The organism is Stutzerimonas stutzeri (genome assembly GCF_009789555.1).
Taxonomy (GTDB): domain Bacteria; phylum Pseudomonadota; class Gammaproteobacteria; order Pseudomonadales; family Pseudomonadaceae; genus Stutzerimonas; species Stutzerimonas stutzeri_R.
The window spans coordinates 2,817,422-2,832,295 of the sequence record NZ_CP046902.1 but is presented as its reverse complement, the minus strand read 5'-3'; the positions used below and the strand labels follow the sequence as shown (position 1 = coordinate 2,832,295).

The following is a 14,874-nucleotide window of genomic DNA, read 5'->3' as shown; positions in this document are numbered from 1 at the left end:
GATTCAGCGTCTTATGGAGCGACCGGTTCCACCTCAGCCGCGCGTTCCCATGCGCTCCGCTCCGTGTTTCCCGGTGCCCGGCACGGTGACCTGCCCGGCTGCCAGCTGCCGTACAGCCAGCCACGCCAGATCGCGTGCCCAGCCGTTGAGCTGCGCCGCCTCGTGCGCTTCGTCGTGCAGCGACAGGGCATCGAGCAGGCGAAGCAGTTGGCGCACGCCGGCATGGACGCCCCGGGCCGCGCCTGCACCGAGCGCATGGACGAACAAGTGCTCGTACTCGCCTTCGTAGCGGATGATCTCGGCCTGCCGTTGCGCGGCGAGGTGGCGGCGTTCACCCGTCGCCAGGGCGAACCAGCACGGATGGTCACGGCGAAACCTGAGATGGTGGCGCACCAGCGCCTCCAGAGCGCCCCCGTGCGGCGCGTGATGCAGCTCGGTGCGGGCGCCCTCGACCAAGGCTTCGTAACCGTCCTCGATGAGTTCCTGAAGCAGGCTGTCCTTGCCGTCGAAATGGGCATATAGCGAGCCCGGAAGCATGCCGACTTCGCTTGCCAGCTGACGCAGGCTGAGCCGGTGAAATCCATGGTCGGCGAACAACCGCTCGGCCGCTTGCTTGAGCCGTTCTCGAGGCGCTGCGTACTCCAGACGATCAACGCGATCACTCACCCAAACGTACCGATCCATGGCGTGTCAGGCCGTCGCGGCGCTGTCGAGGATGCGTCTGGCACGGGTGATCACCGGCAGGTCGATGAGTTTGCCGTGCAGGCTGATGGCGCCGACGCCCTCGTGCGCCTCGACAACTGCCATGACCTCATGCGCCCAAGCCACCTCCTCCGACGTCGGCAGGAACCCCTGGTTGATCGGCTGGACCTGCCGCGGATGCACGCAAAGCTTGCCACCAAACCCCATGCGCCGCGCGTCGAGCACATCGGTTTCAAGCCGCGCGACATCGTCGAGCTGTACCGTCACGCCGTCCACTGGCGCGCCGATACGGGCCATCGCCGAGGCGAGGACCAGCCGTGAACGGGCGTACAGCAGTTCGCGGCCATCCCCTACGATGCCGGTATCGAGTTGGAAATCCACCGAGCCGAACGCCAGCCGCTCCACCTTCGGCGCGCCCGCCAGCTCGCCCGCATGCCAGATACCGCGTGCGGTCTCGACGATAGGCAGTATGCGCAACGGGTCGCGCAGACGTTCGGCCAACTGGCGCAGCTGCCCGGCGGTTTCCGCCTTCGGCAGCGAGACACCCAGCAGACCCGGTGCGTCGAACAGGCTGCAATCGTCTTCGAACCAGGGCGTTTCGGTAGCGTTCAGGCGTACCCATGCACGACCGCCCTGGGCAAGCCAGTCGCGCACGGCTTCACGCGCCGAGTCCTTACCCTCGGGCGCGACCGCATCCTCGAGATCGAGGATCACGGCGTCAGCGCCGCTGGCGCAGGCTTTTTCGAAGCGTTCCGGACGATCGCCGGGTACGAACAAGTAGGACCGTGCGAGCATGATTCCTCCGTTGGGGCGAGTCCCGGCTCAGAGCGAGCCGGTTACAGGCGCTGGCCGTCGAGCGAAATGACCCAGTAGCAGGCCGATCGCCAGCAACAACACAGCGAAGGTGGCATAGCCGCTGGCCAGCGAACCACTCGCCTCGGCGATCAGCGCGAACACGGGCGGGCCGGCAACCACGCCGAAGTAGGTGAAAAACAGCGTGCCACCTGTGTACAGCCCGGCCGTGCCAGGCGGCGCCAGACGGGCGACTTCCGCGAGATAAACGCCGTTCCAGCCGATCGCCGTGGCGCCGAACAGCGCGCTGACCAGCATCACCACCGCCAATGGCCAATCCGCGTCGAACGCAGCGGTCAAGCCCGCCGCCAGGCCCATCGCCAGCGCCAGCAGCGGCAGCAGTCGCCTGGGTGCCAGCCAGCGATCGGCGATCCAGCCCCAGAACAAGCGGCCCACCATACCGGCGCCCTGGGTAATGGCCAGCACCAGGCCGGCGGTGGTCAGCGGCAAGCCATACTCGTGGGTCAGGTAGGTGACCAGATAGGTGGTCAGGCACAGCTGCATGGCGCCGAAGCAGAACGAGCACAGCGCCAGGTCGCGAATCGGTCGGTGCTGGAATACCCGTACCAGTGGCCGCAAGGGGTCGCGAGGGCCTGCATGCCCGGGCTGACGGTCATCGTCCAGTGCGGCGCGGAAAGGTTGGGCAATGATCATCATCGTGGCGCAGGCCAGCGCCACCGCGATCGCGGCGCCCTGCCAGCTCACCGTGGCCACCAGACTCGGCACCATGACCCCGGCGAGCACGCCGCCCAGTGGCACGCCGGTCTGCTTCAACGAAAACATGAAGCCCATCAGGTGCGCCGGCGTGGTACGCGCCAGGATATGCGAACTCGCGGGCGTGACCGGCCCGTAGCCGGCGCCGATGAGCAAGGCGCTCAAGGCCATCCCGGTGAGCGTGCCGCTGGCCGCGCACAGCAGGCCGGCCGTGCACAGCAGCAGGCAGACCTGGCTGATCCGGATGGCGCCAAAACGGACGACCCAGCCCCCGCTGAGCAGGCTGGTCACCATCGCACTGAGGTAGATCAGGGCGACATAGACGCCCACCAGCGCGACCGGACCGGCCAGCTCCCGAGCCGCAGCCGGCGCGAGTACCGGTACGGTAAACGACGCCATCGACGCCAGCGCCTGAATCGCCAGGGTGACCATCAGCGGAAAAAAGCCTCTGCCCATCAGGACGCTCCCTGAAAACGCAGATGCTGAGTCATCGAATAGCTGAAGCGAGAGCCCGGATGCAGGCTGATCGCGACTTCGAGCAGCTCCTGGTTGGCGCCGAAATACTTGCGTATGACCTGCAGCCCGGCCTCGCCCGGTTCGACATCCAGCAACCGCGCGTCGGCTTCGCCGATGTTGACCGCGCTGAGGTGCTGGCTTACCTCGACGACCTGGACGCCGTATCGGCGCTCGATCAGTGCGTAGATCGGCTGCGTCCCGTCGCCGAGATCGTCGGCGATGCCGCGATAGGCACGATTGATATACACGTCCGAACGCGCCAGCGGCTCGGTGTCGCCCTCGCGATGACGCAACCCCCTGACATGCAGCCAGATCTGTCCGGGTTTTGCCTCCAGCAACTCGGCAAGGGCATCGTCGAGCGTCACGTCCCCGATCGCGTCGATCTCCAGGCGCACGTCGCGCACATACTGATGCAGGTCGGCGATGCCCTCGCTCGCCTGCACGTAACGAGAGGCCACTTCCGTGGCCTTCACCCGCGTACCGACGCCCTGCTGGCGGCTGATCAGACCCAACTCACTCAAGCGACGGATCGCCTCCCGCACCGTATGCCGGCTCACGCTGAACTGCTGACACAGCTCATGTTCGGTCGGCAACAGGCTGCCCAGTGGATAGCGCCCCGCCTTGATGTCGTCGATCAACGCCTGGGCGAGAACGAGATAGCGCGGTTGCCCACCGGACAGCAGGGATGGCAGACCCTGGCTCATATCATTTGACTCCTGTAAAAGATTCGAGGCGCCCCTTCGCACGCGCCAACTCCACAAGCAATGCCTCGGTGTCGGCGCCGAGCCGGGGCGCGGGTTCGCTCGGTAGCGTCTCGCCGGGACAGCGAATCGGACAAGCCACGGTCTGGACCGGGCCACGGGCCGGGTGCTGCATCTCGACGATCAACCCCTGCTCCCTGGCAAACGAACTGTCCAGCGCCTGGGCAACGTCATTGACCGGCGCCGCCGGCACCTGCCCCCCGAAGCGCTCCAGCCACTGTTCGGTGCTGGCGGTCATCAGGACGGCATCGAGCTCCTCGGTCAGCCGCTCGCGGTTCTGCAATCGCGCCTTGAAGTTGCAATAGCGGGGGTCGGTCGTCCATTCCGGCTTGCCGATCAGGTTCGCCAGCACCGCCCAGAACTTCTCCTTGTTGCACATCAGGAAAATCCAGCCGTCCGCTGTACGGTAGAGCTGGCTGGGCGTCAGCGAAGGGTGTGCCGAGCGAGGCGCACGCTCGGTCATCACGCCCTCGTTGAGGTACCAGGTGGCCAGGTAGCTGAGGTTGTGCATCGCGACATCATAAAGGCTTACGTCGATATCGCGCCCTATCCCGGTGGCGCGGGCGCCGACCAGCGCCGATACCAGCGCCAGCGCCGCCGTGGTTCCGGTCATCATATCGATGATCGAAATACCGAAGCGCGCCGGCGGACCGTCGGGCTCGCCCGTGAGCGACAGGTAGCCGGCTTCGGCCTGCATCAGGTAATCGTAGCCCGGCCATGCCTTGCGCGAGCCCTCACGGCCATAGGCCGACAGGTGCGCGCAGACCAGCTTTGGGTTGTGCGCTTTCAACTGTTCGTAAGTCAGCCCAAGCTTGACCGGAAGGTCGCCGCGCAGGTTGTCGAACAATGCGTCGGCCCCCTTGATCAGGTCGACCAGCACGCCCTTGTCGTGCGGGTTTTTCAGGTCCAGCGTGATGCTCTTCTTGTTGCGATTGAACGACTGATAGAAATGGCTATCGCCTGGTTCGAAAAAGTAGGGACCGACACTGCGCCCGACCTCTCCGCCTTCCGCCGGGTTTTCCACCTTGATGACCTCTGCGCCGAGGTCGGCCAGATGCTGGGTGCCGAACGGACCGGCGCCGTACTGTTCGACGGCGACGATGCGCACGCCTTCGAGTGGCAACGTCATACCGGGCTCCTCTGGATCAGTTGCTTGGCGATGATGATGCGCTGCATTTCGTTGGTCCCCTCACCGATGGTCAGTAGCGGCGCGTCGCGGTAGAGCCGCTCGACGTTGTACTCCTTGGAGTAGCCATAGCCGCCATGGATACGCAGGGCGTCCGTGGCGTTGCGCAATGCGGCCTCGGTCGCGAAGTACTTGGCCATGCCGGCTTCCATGTCGCAGCGCTCCCCCTTGTCGAAGGCATGCGCAGCCGACTCCACCAACAGGCGCGAGGCCTCGACCCGCGTGGCCATTTCGCCCAGCATCAGCTGAATCGCCTGGTGCTCGCAGATCGGTTTTCCGAACGTCTTGCGGATCTGGGCGTAGCCGGACGACTCGTCGAGCGCGGCACGCGCCACGCCGACCCCTCGTGCAGCCACATTGATGCGCCCCAGCTCCAGGCCGGACAGCACATGCTTGAGGCCGACGCCTTCTACCCCACCGATCAGTCGATCGACCGGCACCCGGTAGTCTTCGAACACCAGTTCGCAGGTATCGATGCCGCGGTAGCCGAGTTTCTCCAGCTTGCGCGCCACCTTGAAGCCCGGACCCTTCTCGGCGATCAGCAGGCTCATCCCCTTGTGCCGGGGCTCGGCGCTGGGATCGGTCTTGACCAGCAGTGCCAGGCAGTTGCCGTGCAGGCTGTTGGTGATCCAGGTCTTTGCGCCGTTGACCACATAATGATCGCCGTCGCGACGGGCAACGGTGCGGATGGCCTGTAGGTCGGTCCCGGCGTCCGGCTCGGTAAGCCCAACGCCCCCTCTCAGCTCGCCGCTGGCCATGCGTGGCAGAAACTGATCCTTTTGCGCATCGGTGCCATGCCGCTGAATGGCCGACGCCATGATCAGGTGCGAATTGATGATGCCCGACAGCGACATCCAGGTGTGCGAGATGCGCTCGACGACCTTGGCATAGGTCGCCGTGCTCAGTCCGAGCCCACCGTACTCGGGCGCGATGATGCAGCCGAAGAGCCCCAGCTCCTTCATCTTTTCGACAATCTCGTGCGGGTAGATGTCGTCGTGTTCGAGCGCATGGACGTGCGGCTTGACTTCGGTTTCGAGGAAACGGTCCAGGGCGTCGAGGATCATGCCTTCTTGTTCGTTATAGTCGTTCATCGGTCTATTCCTTGAAAGTCAGGCGCGGGCCGCCAAGGCGCTGGAGACAGCCTTGGCCGACACGGCGTTATCGAGGGTGAGTACGGCTTGCAGGACCTCTTCGGCACGCGCGCTGGACGCGACCAGGGCAAGGTTTTCGCGAAACTTCTCGACGATGTCCCCGTTGGCCAGCGGACGATCGCAACCGCCTCGGTTGATCGCCTCGCGATGGCGCAGCACGGTTCCGTCGCGAAGGGTGACGATCACCTCCCCGGTGTAGTGGCGCGGGAAGGTCGAATCCGGGTCGGCTGCATACTCGACCAGGTTGGCGACGCGCAGCACCTCCTTGTCGCCAATGGCGGCCGGGTCGATCTCCGACAGCCCGAAGCGTCCACGTACCAGGCCGCTGGCCACCGCGTAGGGAATGCTGAACTGTGCGTCGTAGGTGTTCTGGGGTTGGCGCTTGTACTGCTCGGGCTCGCATACCGTCTTGATTACACCGGCAGGTACCAGCGCCTTAATGTGGGCGATCTGCTGCAGATCGAAGCCCGGCTGCTGGCCGATCAGCACGGCCGCGTCGGCGCAGGCGTGGGTGAAGTGGCACGCCGGCAACGGCTTGACCGAGACGTTATCGATCTCCCAGTGCCGGCCCAGACCTTCGGTGGCAAGGGCGTAATCACAGGCCTCTTCAAGCGGGCCGAGATGGCTCTTGAACAGCCCGAAACGGCCTTCGTAAACCGCCTTCGGGCCGATGAAGCCGTGCCGCGCGAGCGTTGCCGACGTGACGCCAGCCACACCCGCCCAGCCCGGATGCATCCGCTTGGTCCAGGCGCCGTCCTGGAGGAACTCCATGCTGCCGCTGGCCGTGCTCAGGGCAATGCCCTGGGCCATTGCCAGCTGCGCGGCGTTATGGCCCTGGAGCCGGCCGGCAATCAGGGCGCACGCGAAGGCGCCGACCAGTCCGGTCGGATGAAAACCGACCTGGTGAAAGCCTCCCTTGGCCACCGAACCGAGACGAGTGGCCACTTCCATTCCCAGTACGTAGGCGGTCAGCAGTTCGCGGCCACTGATGCCCAGGTGGGCGGCTACCCCCAGCGCGGTGGGCAGGCAACTGGCGGTGGCGTGAATGATGCCTGGGCCGTGGGTATCGTCGAAATCCAGACCGTGGACGAGGATGCCGTTCATCAGTACGGCGTCGCGCAGGCTCAGCTTCGCCGACAGGCCGATCACGTCACTGTCGCCCTGCCCCAGTTCGGTGACCGCGGCCAGCGAACGGTGCGCGAAATCGTAGTGGGTCGAGGCGTACGCGATGCCAATGCCATCGAGCATCAAGTGCTTGGCCCGTTCGCGTATGTCGGTGGGGATGTCCTCGTACCGCAGCGTGGCGGCGAATTCAGCCAGCGTACCGGCGATGAGTTGCGTTGCGTTGGTTGTATCGAGTGCGATGTTCATTTCACTTTCCTCAGCTGATCAGCGCGAGCGAGATGGCAGGAACGAAGGTGATCAGCGCCAAGCCGACCAACCGGACCAGATAGAAGGGCAAGACGCCACGCGCAACCTCATGCACCGGCTGCTTGGTGATGCCACTCATGACGAAGAGGTTGAGGCCGATGGGGGGCGTCAGCGTGGCGATTTCCACGTTGGCCACCATGATCACGGCGAAGTGCATGGGGTTGATTCCAAGGTGCGTCGCCACGGGAAACAACAGCGGCGCGGTCAGCACGATCATCGCCACCCCGTCGAGGAACATGCCGAGCACCAGCAGCAGCAGGTTGGCCAGCAGCAGGAACTGCCAGGGCTGGATGTCCATCTCGGTGATGAAGGACACCAGGCTGGCGGACACCCCCATGCGTGCCAGAGCGAAGCCGACCAGGCTGCCACCCATGACCACCGCGAAGATCATGCTGGTCTGCAGCAAGGAGTCCTTGGCCACGCTCCAGGCGCCGCCTAGCGTGACGCTGCGGTACACCAGCAGACAGAGAATCGCGGCGTAGGCGGCTGCGAACGCAGACACCTCCGTGGGCGTCAGGTAACCGGTGTAGATACTGCCGAGAATCAGCACGGGCATCAGCAAGGCGGCCCCGGCGCCCGGCAGCTTGCGTGAGAACGCGCCCCAGTCAGCCTTCTGCACCACTCCGCCGTAGCCGCCGCGACGCGAAAAGATCATTACCGCGATCATCAGCAACGAGGCCTCCATCAGTCCGGGCAGCACGCCGGCGATGAACAGCTGATCGACCGGCAGACCGACAATCGAGCCGATCAGAATGAAACCCAGCGAAGGCGGGATCATCAGCCCGAGGGTGCCACCGACCGCGACGATCGCAGCGGAAAAACGCCGCGGGTAATTCTCGCGGTCGAGGCCGCCTACGGTCGACGCACCGATTGCCGCTGCCGAGCCGACGCTGGACCCGGATACCGCAGCGAAGAACACACTGGCGATCATGGCGGTCAGCGCCAGGCCGCCGCGTATCGCACGCACCACGCTGCCGACCAACTGGATCAGCAACTCGGCGATGTTGCCCTTCATCATCAGATTGCCGGCGAGCACAAACATCGGGATCGCCATCAATGGGTAGCTGTTGACCGATTTGAAGGCGGTCTGGGCGATCACCGTGGTCGGGACGCCAGCGGCGAACAGGATCAGACCGGTGGTGACCAGCCCGAGCGCCACCGCCACATGGGTGCCAATGGCCAGGAACAGCAGCATCGTCACCAGAGCAAGAACTATCAGCATGACGCTCTCCTAGAGGGGTGATCCCTCGACCTTGTCCGAGGTGGCGAATGGGTCCTCGCCGCGCCACGCGCGTACCAGGCAGCCGATGTAGTAGGCCAGGTAGAGCAGCGCGCCCAGCGGCATGATGAGGAACAGCAGCCACACCGGCAGATCGAGGTTCGACTCGGTCATCATTCCCATCGTGTAATACCGGTGGACCTGCGGCAGCGAGGCGTAAAACAGCAGGCTGCAGAAGGCGATCCCAACCAGGCTGGCGAGAAGGTGGCAGGTCTTGCGCAACCGCGGCCCCAGGTGGTCGACCAACAGCTCGGTGCGAATATGGTGCCCCGCCCGACCGGTCACCCCGAGGGTCAGGAAGAACGCCCAGACCATCAGATAGCGCACGCTTTCCTCGGCCCAGAACCAGCTGAGGTCGAGCACGGCCCGCGACAACCCTTCGAACAGCATGACGGCGATGGACACCAGGAACAGACAGGTCGCGACGTTGTGCAACAAGCGGCCTCCGGTGAGGCCCCATCCCGCGCCGCCCGGTCGTGTCAGGACGGGCTGGGAGTCGGCCGGCGGCGCCTTTTTGGCCGGCATGTAATCAATCCCCATTGCCACACCTCTGCGCCAGCTCGTTCATCTTCGGCTGAACGTCCGGGTAGGCCTCGGCAAAACGCTCGATATTGGCCGCCGACAATTGCCGCCACTTCTGGATGTCGTCCGCCGAGGCGGTATTGAACTCGGCTCCGCCTGCCACCATCTTGTCGATCAGCGCCTGGTCCTCGACAGCCACTTCCTGCCACTGGCGCGGAACGATCTCCTCGAGCGCCTGGTTGATCGCCGTCTGCTGTTGCTCCGGCAGTCCGTCGAACCAGCCCTTGTCGACCACTACCGCGTAGGTACTCATGGACAGGTTGGGCACGTGGTAGGCGTATTTGCCGGTCGAACCGATCATTTCCGCCCAACCCGCCGCCGAGGTGAAGACACCGTCGATCGCGCCCTGCCCCAGTGCCGTGCTCATCTCCGAAGCAGCCATCGACACGGGACTTGCATTGACGCTGCGGATCGTATCGAGGAACACCTTGCCGCCAGTGACACGTATCTTGCTGCCCTTGAGGTCCTCGAGCGTCTGCACGTTGCGGTCGGCAAAGATGAAGAACAGATCGGCGGTACGCAGCAACCCGAGGATCTTGAGTTGGCGGGGCTCGACGTAGGAGGACAACAACTCCGTTACGCCCTTGGCGTAGCACTGGTTGGCCATACGCTCGGCGTCGAGGGCGAACGGGAGGTTGATGACGCCGACCCGTGGGTCGATGGACTCCACGCGCACCGATACCGGCCAGACCATGTGCACGGCGCCGGTACCGAGCGCGGCGAGCGCATCCTGATCGTTATACAACTGGCCCGCGGGGAAAATCTTGACGTCGATTTCTCCGTCGGTCCCGTTGCCCACCGCCTCGGCGAACTCCTTCATGTAACGGGTTTTCCAGTGGCCGGCCGCGACTTCGCTCGGCAAGACCAGTTCATCGGCGAACAGATGCGCGGGTAGCAACGACAGGGAGCAACATGCGACCGCGGCCGCGATAGTGCGCTTGAGCTTCATCAGAGGTATCTCCTCGAAATTGTTTTTGTTGAGGATGGTTCGTGTAGCTACAGCGTTTTGCTTGCCTGGGCGGCGACGGCCGCCGGCCAGTGGCGGGCTCAGTAATTGGCCGCCTCGTCGAGGGTGTTGCCCTCACGTTTCTGGATAAGTGCCGTACGGTCGAAGATCATGAACACGGTGCCGTCGGCCTTTTTGCCCACGGTGCGCACCTTGACGATGCCCTGGTTCGGACGCGAGCTGGACTCGCGCTTGTCGAGCACTTCGGATTCGGCATAGATGGTGTCGCCCGCGAAGACCGGCGCGGTGAGCTTGATGTCTGTCCAGCCGAGGTTCGCGATCGCCTTGCCACTGACATCGGCGACCGTCATGCCCAGCACGATTGCCACTGTCAGGCCGCTGTTGATCAAGAGTTTCCCGAACTCACTGTTGGCGGCGTAAGCCGCATCGCAATGCATCGGGTGGTAATTCATGGTCATCAGCGAGAAATGAATGTTGTCCGCGTCGGTCAGTGTCCGCCCCGGGCGATGCTCGTAGACATCGCCTATCTGGAATTCCTCGAAATACCGGCCGATCTGGCCACGATAACGGTTCTCGCCCACTTGCTTGACGCCCATGCGGCTCTCCTTCTTGTTGTACCACTTGTTCGGATGTCATGTTGTCCGGACAAACTATGGTAACGAACCGAAGAACCGTCAAGGCGAAAATTCAAACGGAAGTTTCAATGCCCAGCCATACGCTGGCGGGCACGCGAAATTACCCCACTGAATGGCGGCAATCAGCGGGGCTGGCCTCTTTGCGCAGCGGACTGACACCTGCCTGCTCGCCGCCTGCGACAGGACGGCGACGGCACGGACGCCGGCACAGTCGGCTTCGTCCTAGAACAGCCCCAGCTGCTCGTCGATCAGGCCACTGAAGCTGTCGCCCACGAATGGCAGGATGGCATCGGCGATCGGCTGCAGTTGGCGCGTCACGTAATGGTCGTAGTCGATGGGCGCGCGTCGTGCTTCCAGCGGCTCCGGGCCCGCCACGGTCATCAGGTAGCGAATCCAGCCACCATTCTGATACTGCCGTTGCCGGCCTTGTTGCTGGTTGTAATCGTCGGCGATTCTCGCGGCACGCACGTGTGGCGGCACGTTGCGTTCGTAGTCATCCAGCCGTCGGCGCAACCGCTTGCGCAGAATCAGCAGGTCATCCAGCTCACCGGCCAACGTGCGGCGTACGTAGTCGCGCACATAGTCCTGGTACGGCTCGCGGCTGAAAATGCGGCGGTACAGCTCCTGCTGGAACTGCTGGGCCAGCGGCGACCAGTCGGTACGGACCGTTTCCAGGCCCTTGAAAACGAGCCCATCGCTGCCGTCGGGGCGCGTCACGAGCCCGGCGTAGCGCTTCTTGCTGCCCTCCTCGGCGCCGCGGATGGTGGGCATCAGGAAGCGCTTGAAGTGGCTTTCGAACTGCAATTCCAGTGCACTTTGCAAACCGAACTCGCGCTGCAGGTGATCGCGCCACCACGCATTGATCTGCTCGACCAGCGTCCTGCCGATACGCGCCGCCTCCTCATCGCTATGCGCCCGGTTGAGCCAGACGAACGTGGAGTCGGTGTCGCCATAAATGACGCTGTAGCCCTCAGCCTCGATCAGCTCACGGGTACGCCGCATGATCTCGTGGCCGCGCAAGGTGATGGACGAGGCCAGGCGCGGGTCGAAGAAGCGGCAGCCGCTTGAGCCGAGGACGCCGTAGAAAGCGTTCATGATGATTTTCAGTGCCTGCGACAGTGGCTTGTTGCCGTCGCGCTTGGCCGCTTCGCGCCCCTGCCAGACGCGCTCGACAATGGCCGGCAGGCAATGATGGTCGCGGGAAAACCGGGCGCCACGAAAGCCGGGCACCGACTCGCTGTCACCCGGTTCGCGCATGCCTTCCACCAGCCCTACCGGATCGATGAGAAAGGTGCGGATGATCGACGGATAAAGGCTCTTGTAGTCCAGTACCAGCACCGACTCGTACAGCCCCGGCTGCGAGTTCATCACGAAACCACCAGGGCTCGCCTCGGGGGGGCGCTCACCGAGGTTGGGCGCGACGAAGCCCCGGCGGTGCATCAGCGGGATATACAGGTGTTCGAAAGCGGCCACCGAACCCCCGCTGCGGTCAGCGGGCAAGCCGGTGACCGTGGCACGCTCGAGCAGGAAGGTCAGCAGTTCGGTCCTGTCGAAGATCCGCGTGACCAGTTCGCAGTCCTTGAGGTTGTAGCGCGCCAGGGCCGGCTTGTCCTCGGCGAACATGCGGTTGATCTCGTCCATGCGCTGATAGGGCGTGTCGATCGCCTTGCCCTCACCGAGTAACGTCTGCGCGACGTTTTCCAGGCTGAACGAGGGGAAGCTCCAGGTGGCCGAGCGCAGCGCCTCGATACCGTCGATGATCAGCCGCCCTGCGGCCGCTGCGAAAAAGTGTTGGCTGCGGCTGCCATGTTCGCGCCAGGCCATCTCCTCGCCGCCGCGCCCGAGGCGCAGCGGCACCTGGTAGCGTTGGGCCTGTTCGCGCAACACGCGCAGGTCGAACTGGACCAGGTTCCAGCCGATGATCGCATCCGGGTCATGGCGCGCCAGCCACTCGTTCAAACGCTCGATCAGTTGCCTGCGGCTGTCGCAATAGTCCAGCTGGAAGTCCACTGCACTGGCATCGCCGTTGGCCGGCCCGAGCATGTAGACCTGACGCTCGCCGCAGCCTTGCAGCGCAATGGAATACAGCTCCCCGCGCAGGGTGGTTTCGATATCCAGCGAGACCAGTTTGAGCCGGGGCCGGTAGCTCGGCGCGGGCTTGAGCTGGGCCTGGACGAGCACGCCCTGCGCATCCGCCGTACCGGTAAAGCTGACCGGCGCGGTGATGAAGCGCTCCATCAGATAACGCTCCGGCGGACGGATATCGCCTTCATAGACATCCAGCCCGGCGGCCCGCAGGCGCTTTTCCAGATTCATCAACTGACGGTGCTGCCTGCAATACAGGCCGAGCACCGGCCGATGACGAAAATCGGCCAGGGCCAACGGTCGAAGTTCGACGTCGCGCTCGCCGCGGAGTAGCCGTTCGACCTCGCGTTGCTGCACCGCTGGGACGAACGCAACCGAGGGTTGATACGGCACGCGTAGCCGCTGCGGACCGGCATCGGTCGCCAGCCAGAACTCGACCTCGGTGCCGGCTGCCGTGTCGCGCCAGTGCCGGGTCAGGACAAAGCCCTGCTGTACATCCACCGTCGCCCATCCTCATCTCTACGAGGAGCTCATTGTACGTGGCGACGGTGGGTATGGTCCGATAAACACGCCATCCAGTCATACGATGACAAGCGCCTACCCAACCTTCAGCCAGGCGACATAACCCTGAGACACGCTTTGACAAGCGGCAATTGCCTATCAATACTCTGCCATGTTGTACGACAACTAAAATAACAACGGGGTAATTGAATGTCCCTTTCGCACGCTCCACCACCGAAGCACCGGCGCCGCCGCGTCACCTACAGCCTGCTTCGACTGTCCCGCTGACCCCTAGCCTTCGCGACCGCCATCACGGGCGGAACGGATTCACTCACCCTCGAAATAACCAGGACGCATCGCCATGACTGATAAAACCGAGCTTTCTTCCTCCGATCCGGACAGCGCCCGCCGCACCTTTCTGCGAAATTCGCTGATGGTGTCTGCCGGCATCGCTTCGATGAGCAGCCTGGGCCTGTCCCGTCTCGCCGTGGCCGAACCGCTGAGCCAACGCTACCCGGATGAGCACGTGGAGATTCTCGATGAGAGCTTCGCGAAGTACCGGCTGTTCAATGCAAGCGTCGAGAAGATCGCTGGCGGCATGCGCTGGGCCGAGGGGCCGGTCTGGATAGGCGACGGCCGTTACCTGCTGGTCAGCGATATTCCGGAAAACCGCATCATGCGCTGGGACGAGATTACCGGCTCGTTCGACGTCTATCGTCATCAGTCGAACCATTCCAACGGCCTCGGCCGCGACCTTCAAGGTCGGCTGTTGGTCTGCGAGGGCTCGACCACCCACGACCTGGGCCGTCGCATCACCCGCACCGAGCCGGATGGCAGCATCACCGTTCTGGCCGACCGTTTCGAAGGCAAGCGTTTCAATTCGCCCAACGACATTGCCGTCAGGCGAGACGGCTCGATCTGGTTCACCGACCCGCCCTTCCAGACCGCCAACTATTACGAGGGTCACAAGATCGAGACGCAACTGTCCGACGGCGTCTACCGCATCGATGACCAGACCGGTGCCGTGACCCGCGTGATCGAATCGATCGCCGGCCCCAACGGCTTGTGCTTCTCGCCTGATCAGAAGACCTTGTATGTCGTCGAAGGCAGGGCAAAGCCCAATCGGTTGGTCTGGGCCTATCCGGTCAATGACGACGGCAGCCTGGGCGTGCGCCGCCAGCACATCGAAGCGCCGACCCATGGCGCGCTGGACGGTATCAAATGCGATGAGGACGGAAACCTGTGGTGCGGCTGGGGCAGTTCCGGCTCACCGGACGCCGTGACCGCCGACCTCGACGGCGTGATGATCTTCAATCCACAGGGCCAGGCGATCGGCAGGATCAGGCTGCCGGAGCGTTGCGCCAACCTGTGCTTCGGTGGCAGCAAGGGCAACCGACTGTTCATGGCCAGCAGCCATTCGCTCTACGCGCTCTACGTCAACACTCGGGATGCGACCTTCGGCCAGCGCGCCTGATCCAGCACGGGCGGCGGTGGCCGAGCATCACGCCACGC

The 14,874-nt window shown here is 64.1% G+C and carries 13 protein-coding genes; 1 reads left to right on the top strand and 12 read right to left on the bottom strand.

What is annotated here, in order from left to right; translation table 11 throughout:
- Positions 1 to 33: 33 nt before the first annotated feature.
- From GQA94_RS13165 to GQA94_RS13110, 12 genes are all read right to left on the bottom strand, one after another.
- Positions 34 to 666: a TetR/AcrR family transcriptional regulator gene (locus GQA94_RS13165; RefSeq protein WP_233270157.1), complete on the bottom strand. Its 633-nt coding sequence runs from the start codon at positions 664 to 666 to the stop codon at positions 34 to 36.
- Positions 667 to 690: 24 nt separating this feature from the next.
- Positions 691 to 1,497, bottom strand: coding sequence for an HpcH/HpaI aldolase/citrate lyase family protein (locus tag GQA94_RS13160; RefSeq protein WP_158188449.1), 807 nt, complete (start codon positions 1,495 to 1,497; stop codon positions 691 to 693).
- Positions 1,498 to 1,524: 27 nt separating this feature from the next.
- On the bottom strand, positions 1,525 to 2,724 hold the full coding sequence (locus GQA94_RS13155) for an MFS transporter (RefSeq protein ID WP_158188448.1): 1,200 nt from the start codon (positions 2,722 to 2,724) through the stop codon (positions 1,525 to 1,527).
- Positions 2,724 to 3,488: a GntR family transcriptional regulator gene (locus tag GQA94_RS13150; RefSeq protein WP_158188447.1), complete on the bottom strand. Its 765-nt coding sequence runs from the start codon at positions 3,486 to 3,488 to the stop codon at positions 2,724 to 2,726. Before GQA94_RS13150 ends, GQA94_RS13155 begins: the two co-directional genes overlap by 1 nt.
- 1 nt (position 3,489) lies before the next feature.
- Positions 3,490 to 4,674: a CaiB/BaiF CoA transferase family protein gene (locus tag GQA94_RS13145; protein WP_158188446.1), complete on the bottom strand. Its 1,185-nt coding sequence runs from the start codon at positions 4,672 to 4,674 to the stop codon at positions 3,490 to 3,492.
- On the bottom strand, positions 4,671 to 5,822 hold the full coding sequence (locus GQA94_RS13140; protein ID WP_158188445.1) for an acyl-CoA dehydrogenase family protein: 1,152 nt from the start codon (positions 5,820 to 5,822) through the stop codon (positions 4,671 to 4,673). The genes GQA94_RS13145 and GQA94_RS13140 overlap by 4 nt, the downstream gene beginning before the upstream one ends.
- An 18-nt stretch (positions 5,823 to 5,840) precedes the next feature.
- A complete protein-coding gene (locus tag GQA94_RS13135) occupies positions 5,841 to 7,253 on the bottom strand; it encodes an MmgE/PrpD family protein (RefSeq protein WP_158188444.1) in 1,413 nt (470 codons plus the stop codon).
- A gap of 10 nt (positions 7,254 to 7,263) precedes the next feature.
- Positions 7,264 to 8,535 carry a TRAP transporter large permease gene (locus tag GQA94_RS13130; RefSeq protein ID WP_158188443.1) on the bottom strand — a complete coding sequence of 424 codons (1,272 nt, stop codon included), beginning with the start codon at positions 8,533 to 8,535 and terminating at the stop codon, positions 7,264 to 7,266.
- 9 nt (positions 8,536 to 8,544) lie between these two features.
- A complete protein-coding gene (locus tag GQA94_RS13125; RefSeq protein WP_199270041.1) occupies positions 8,545 to 9,117 on the bottom strand; it encodes a TRAP transporter small permease in 573 nt (190 codons plus the stop codon).
- A gap of 4 nt (positions 9,118 to 9,121) precedes the next feature.
- Entirely contained in the window at positions 9,122 to 10,123 is a 1,002-nt protein-coding gene (gene dctP / locus GQA94_RS13120) for a TRAP transporter substrate-binding protein DctP (protein WP_158188441.1), read from the bottom strand.
- A 98-nt stretch (positions 10,124 to 10,221) separates the two neighbouring features.
- Positions 10,222 to 10,737 carry a MaoC family dehydratase gene (locus GQA94_RS13115; RefSeq protein WP_158188440.1) on the bottom strand — a complete coding sequence of 172 codons (516 nt, stop codon included), beginning with the start codon at positions 10,735 to 10,737 and terminating at the stop codon, positions 10,222 to 10,224.
- 261 nt (positions 10,738 to 10,998) lie between these two features.
- Entirely contained in the window at positions 10,999 to 13,362 is a 2,364-nt protein-coding gene (locus GQA94_RS13110) for a DNA polymerase II (protein ID WP_158188439.1), read from the bottom strand.
- A 361-nt stretch (positions 13,363 to 13,723) separates the two neighbouring features.
- Here GQA94_RS13110 and GQA94_RS13105 point away from each other — a divergent pair, with 361 nt between their 5' ends.
- On the top strand, positions 13,724 to 14,836 hold the full coding sequence (locus GQA94_RS13105; protein ID WP_199270040.1) for an SMP-30/gluconolactonase/LRE family protein: 1,113 nt from the start codon (positions 13,724 to 13,726) through the stop codon (positions 14,834 to 14,836).
- Positions 14,837 to 14,874 lie beyond the last annotated feature (38 nt).

What these genes read in the sequence shown, in the direction of transcription:
- GQA94_RS13160 (WP_158188449.1), bottom strand. Translation starts at nt 1,497, where the DNA reads ATGCTCGCACGGTCCTACTTGTTCGTACCCGGCGATCGTCCGGAACGC.
- GQA94_RS13155 (WP_158188448.1), bottom strand. Translation starts at nt 2,724, where the DNA reads ATGGGCAGAGGCTTTTTTCCGCTGATGGTCACCCTGGCGATTCAGGCG.
- GQA94_RS13150 (WP_158188447.1), bottom strand. Translation starts at nt 3,488, where the DNA reads ATGAGCCAGGGTCTGCCATCCCTGCTGTCCGGTGGGCAACCGCGCTAT.
- GQA94_RS13145 (WP_158188446.1), bottom strand. Translation starts at nt 4,674, where the DNA reads ATGACGTTGCCACTCGAAGGCGTGCGCATCGTCGCCGTCGAACAGTAC.
- GQA94_RS13140 (WP_158188445.1), bottom strand. Translation starts at nt 5,822, where the DNA reads ATGAACGACTATAACGAACAAGAAGGCATGATCCTCGACGCCCTGGAC.
- GQA94_RS13135 (WP_158188444.1), bottom strand. Translation starts at nt 7,253, where the DNA reads ATGAACATCGCACTCGATACAACCAACGCAACGCAACTCATCGCCGGT.
- GQA94_RS13130 (WP_158188443.1), bottom strand. Translation starts at nt 8,535, where the DNA reads ATGCTGATAGTTCTTGCTCTGGTGACGATGCTGCTGTTCCTGGCCATT.
- GQA94_RS13125 (WP_199270041.1), bottom strand. Translation starts at nt 9,117, where the DNA reads ATGCCGGCCAAAAAGGCGCCGCCGGCCGACTCCCAGCCCGTCCTGACA.
- dctP (WP_158188441.1), bottom strand. Translation starts at nt 10,123, where the DNA reads ATGAAGCTCAAGCGCACTATCGCGGCCGCGGTCGCATGTTGCTCCCTG.
- GQA94_RS13115 (WP_158188440.1), bottom strand. Translation starts at nt 10,737, where the DNA reads ATGGGCGTCAAGCAAGTGGGCGAGAACCGTTATCGTGGCCAGATCGGC.
- GQA94_RS13105 (WP_199270040.1), top strand. Translation starts at nt 13,724, where the DNA reads ATGACTGATAAAACCGAGCTTTCTTCCTCCGATCCGGACAGCGCCCGC.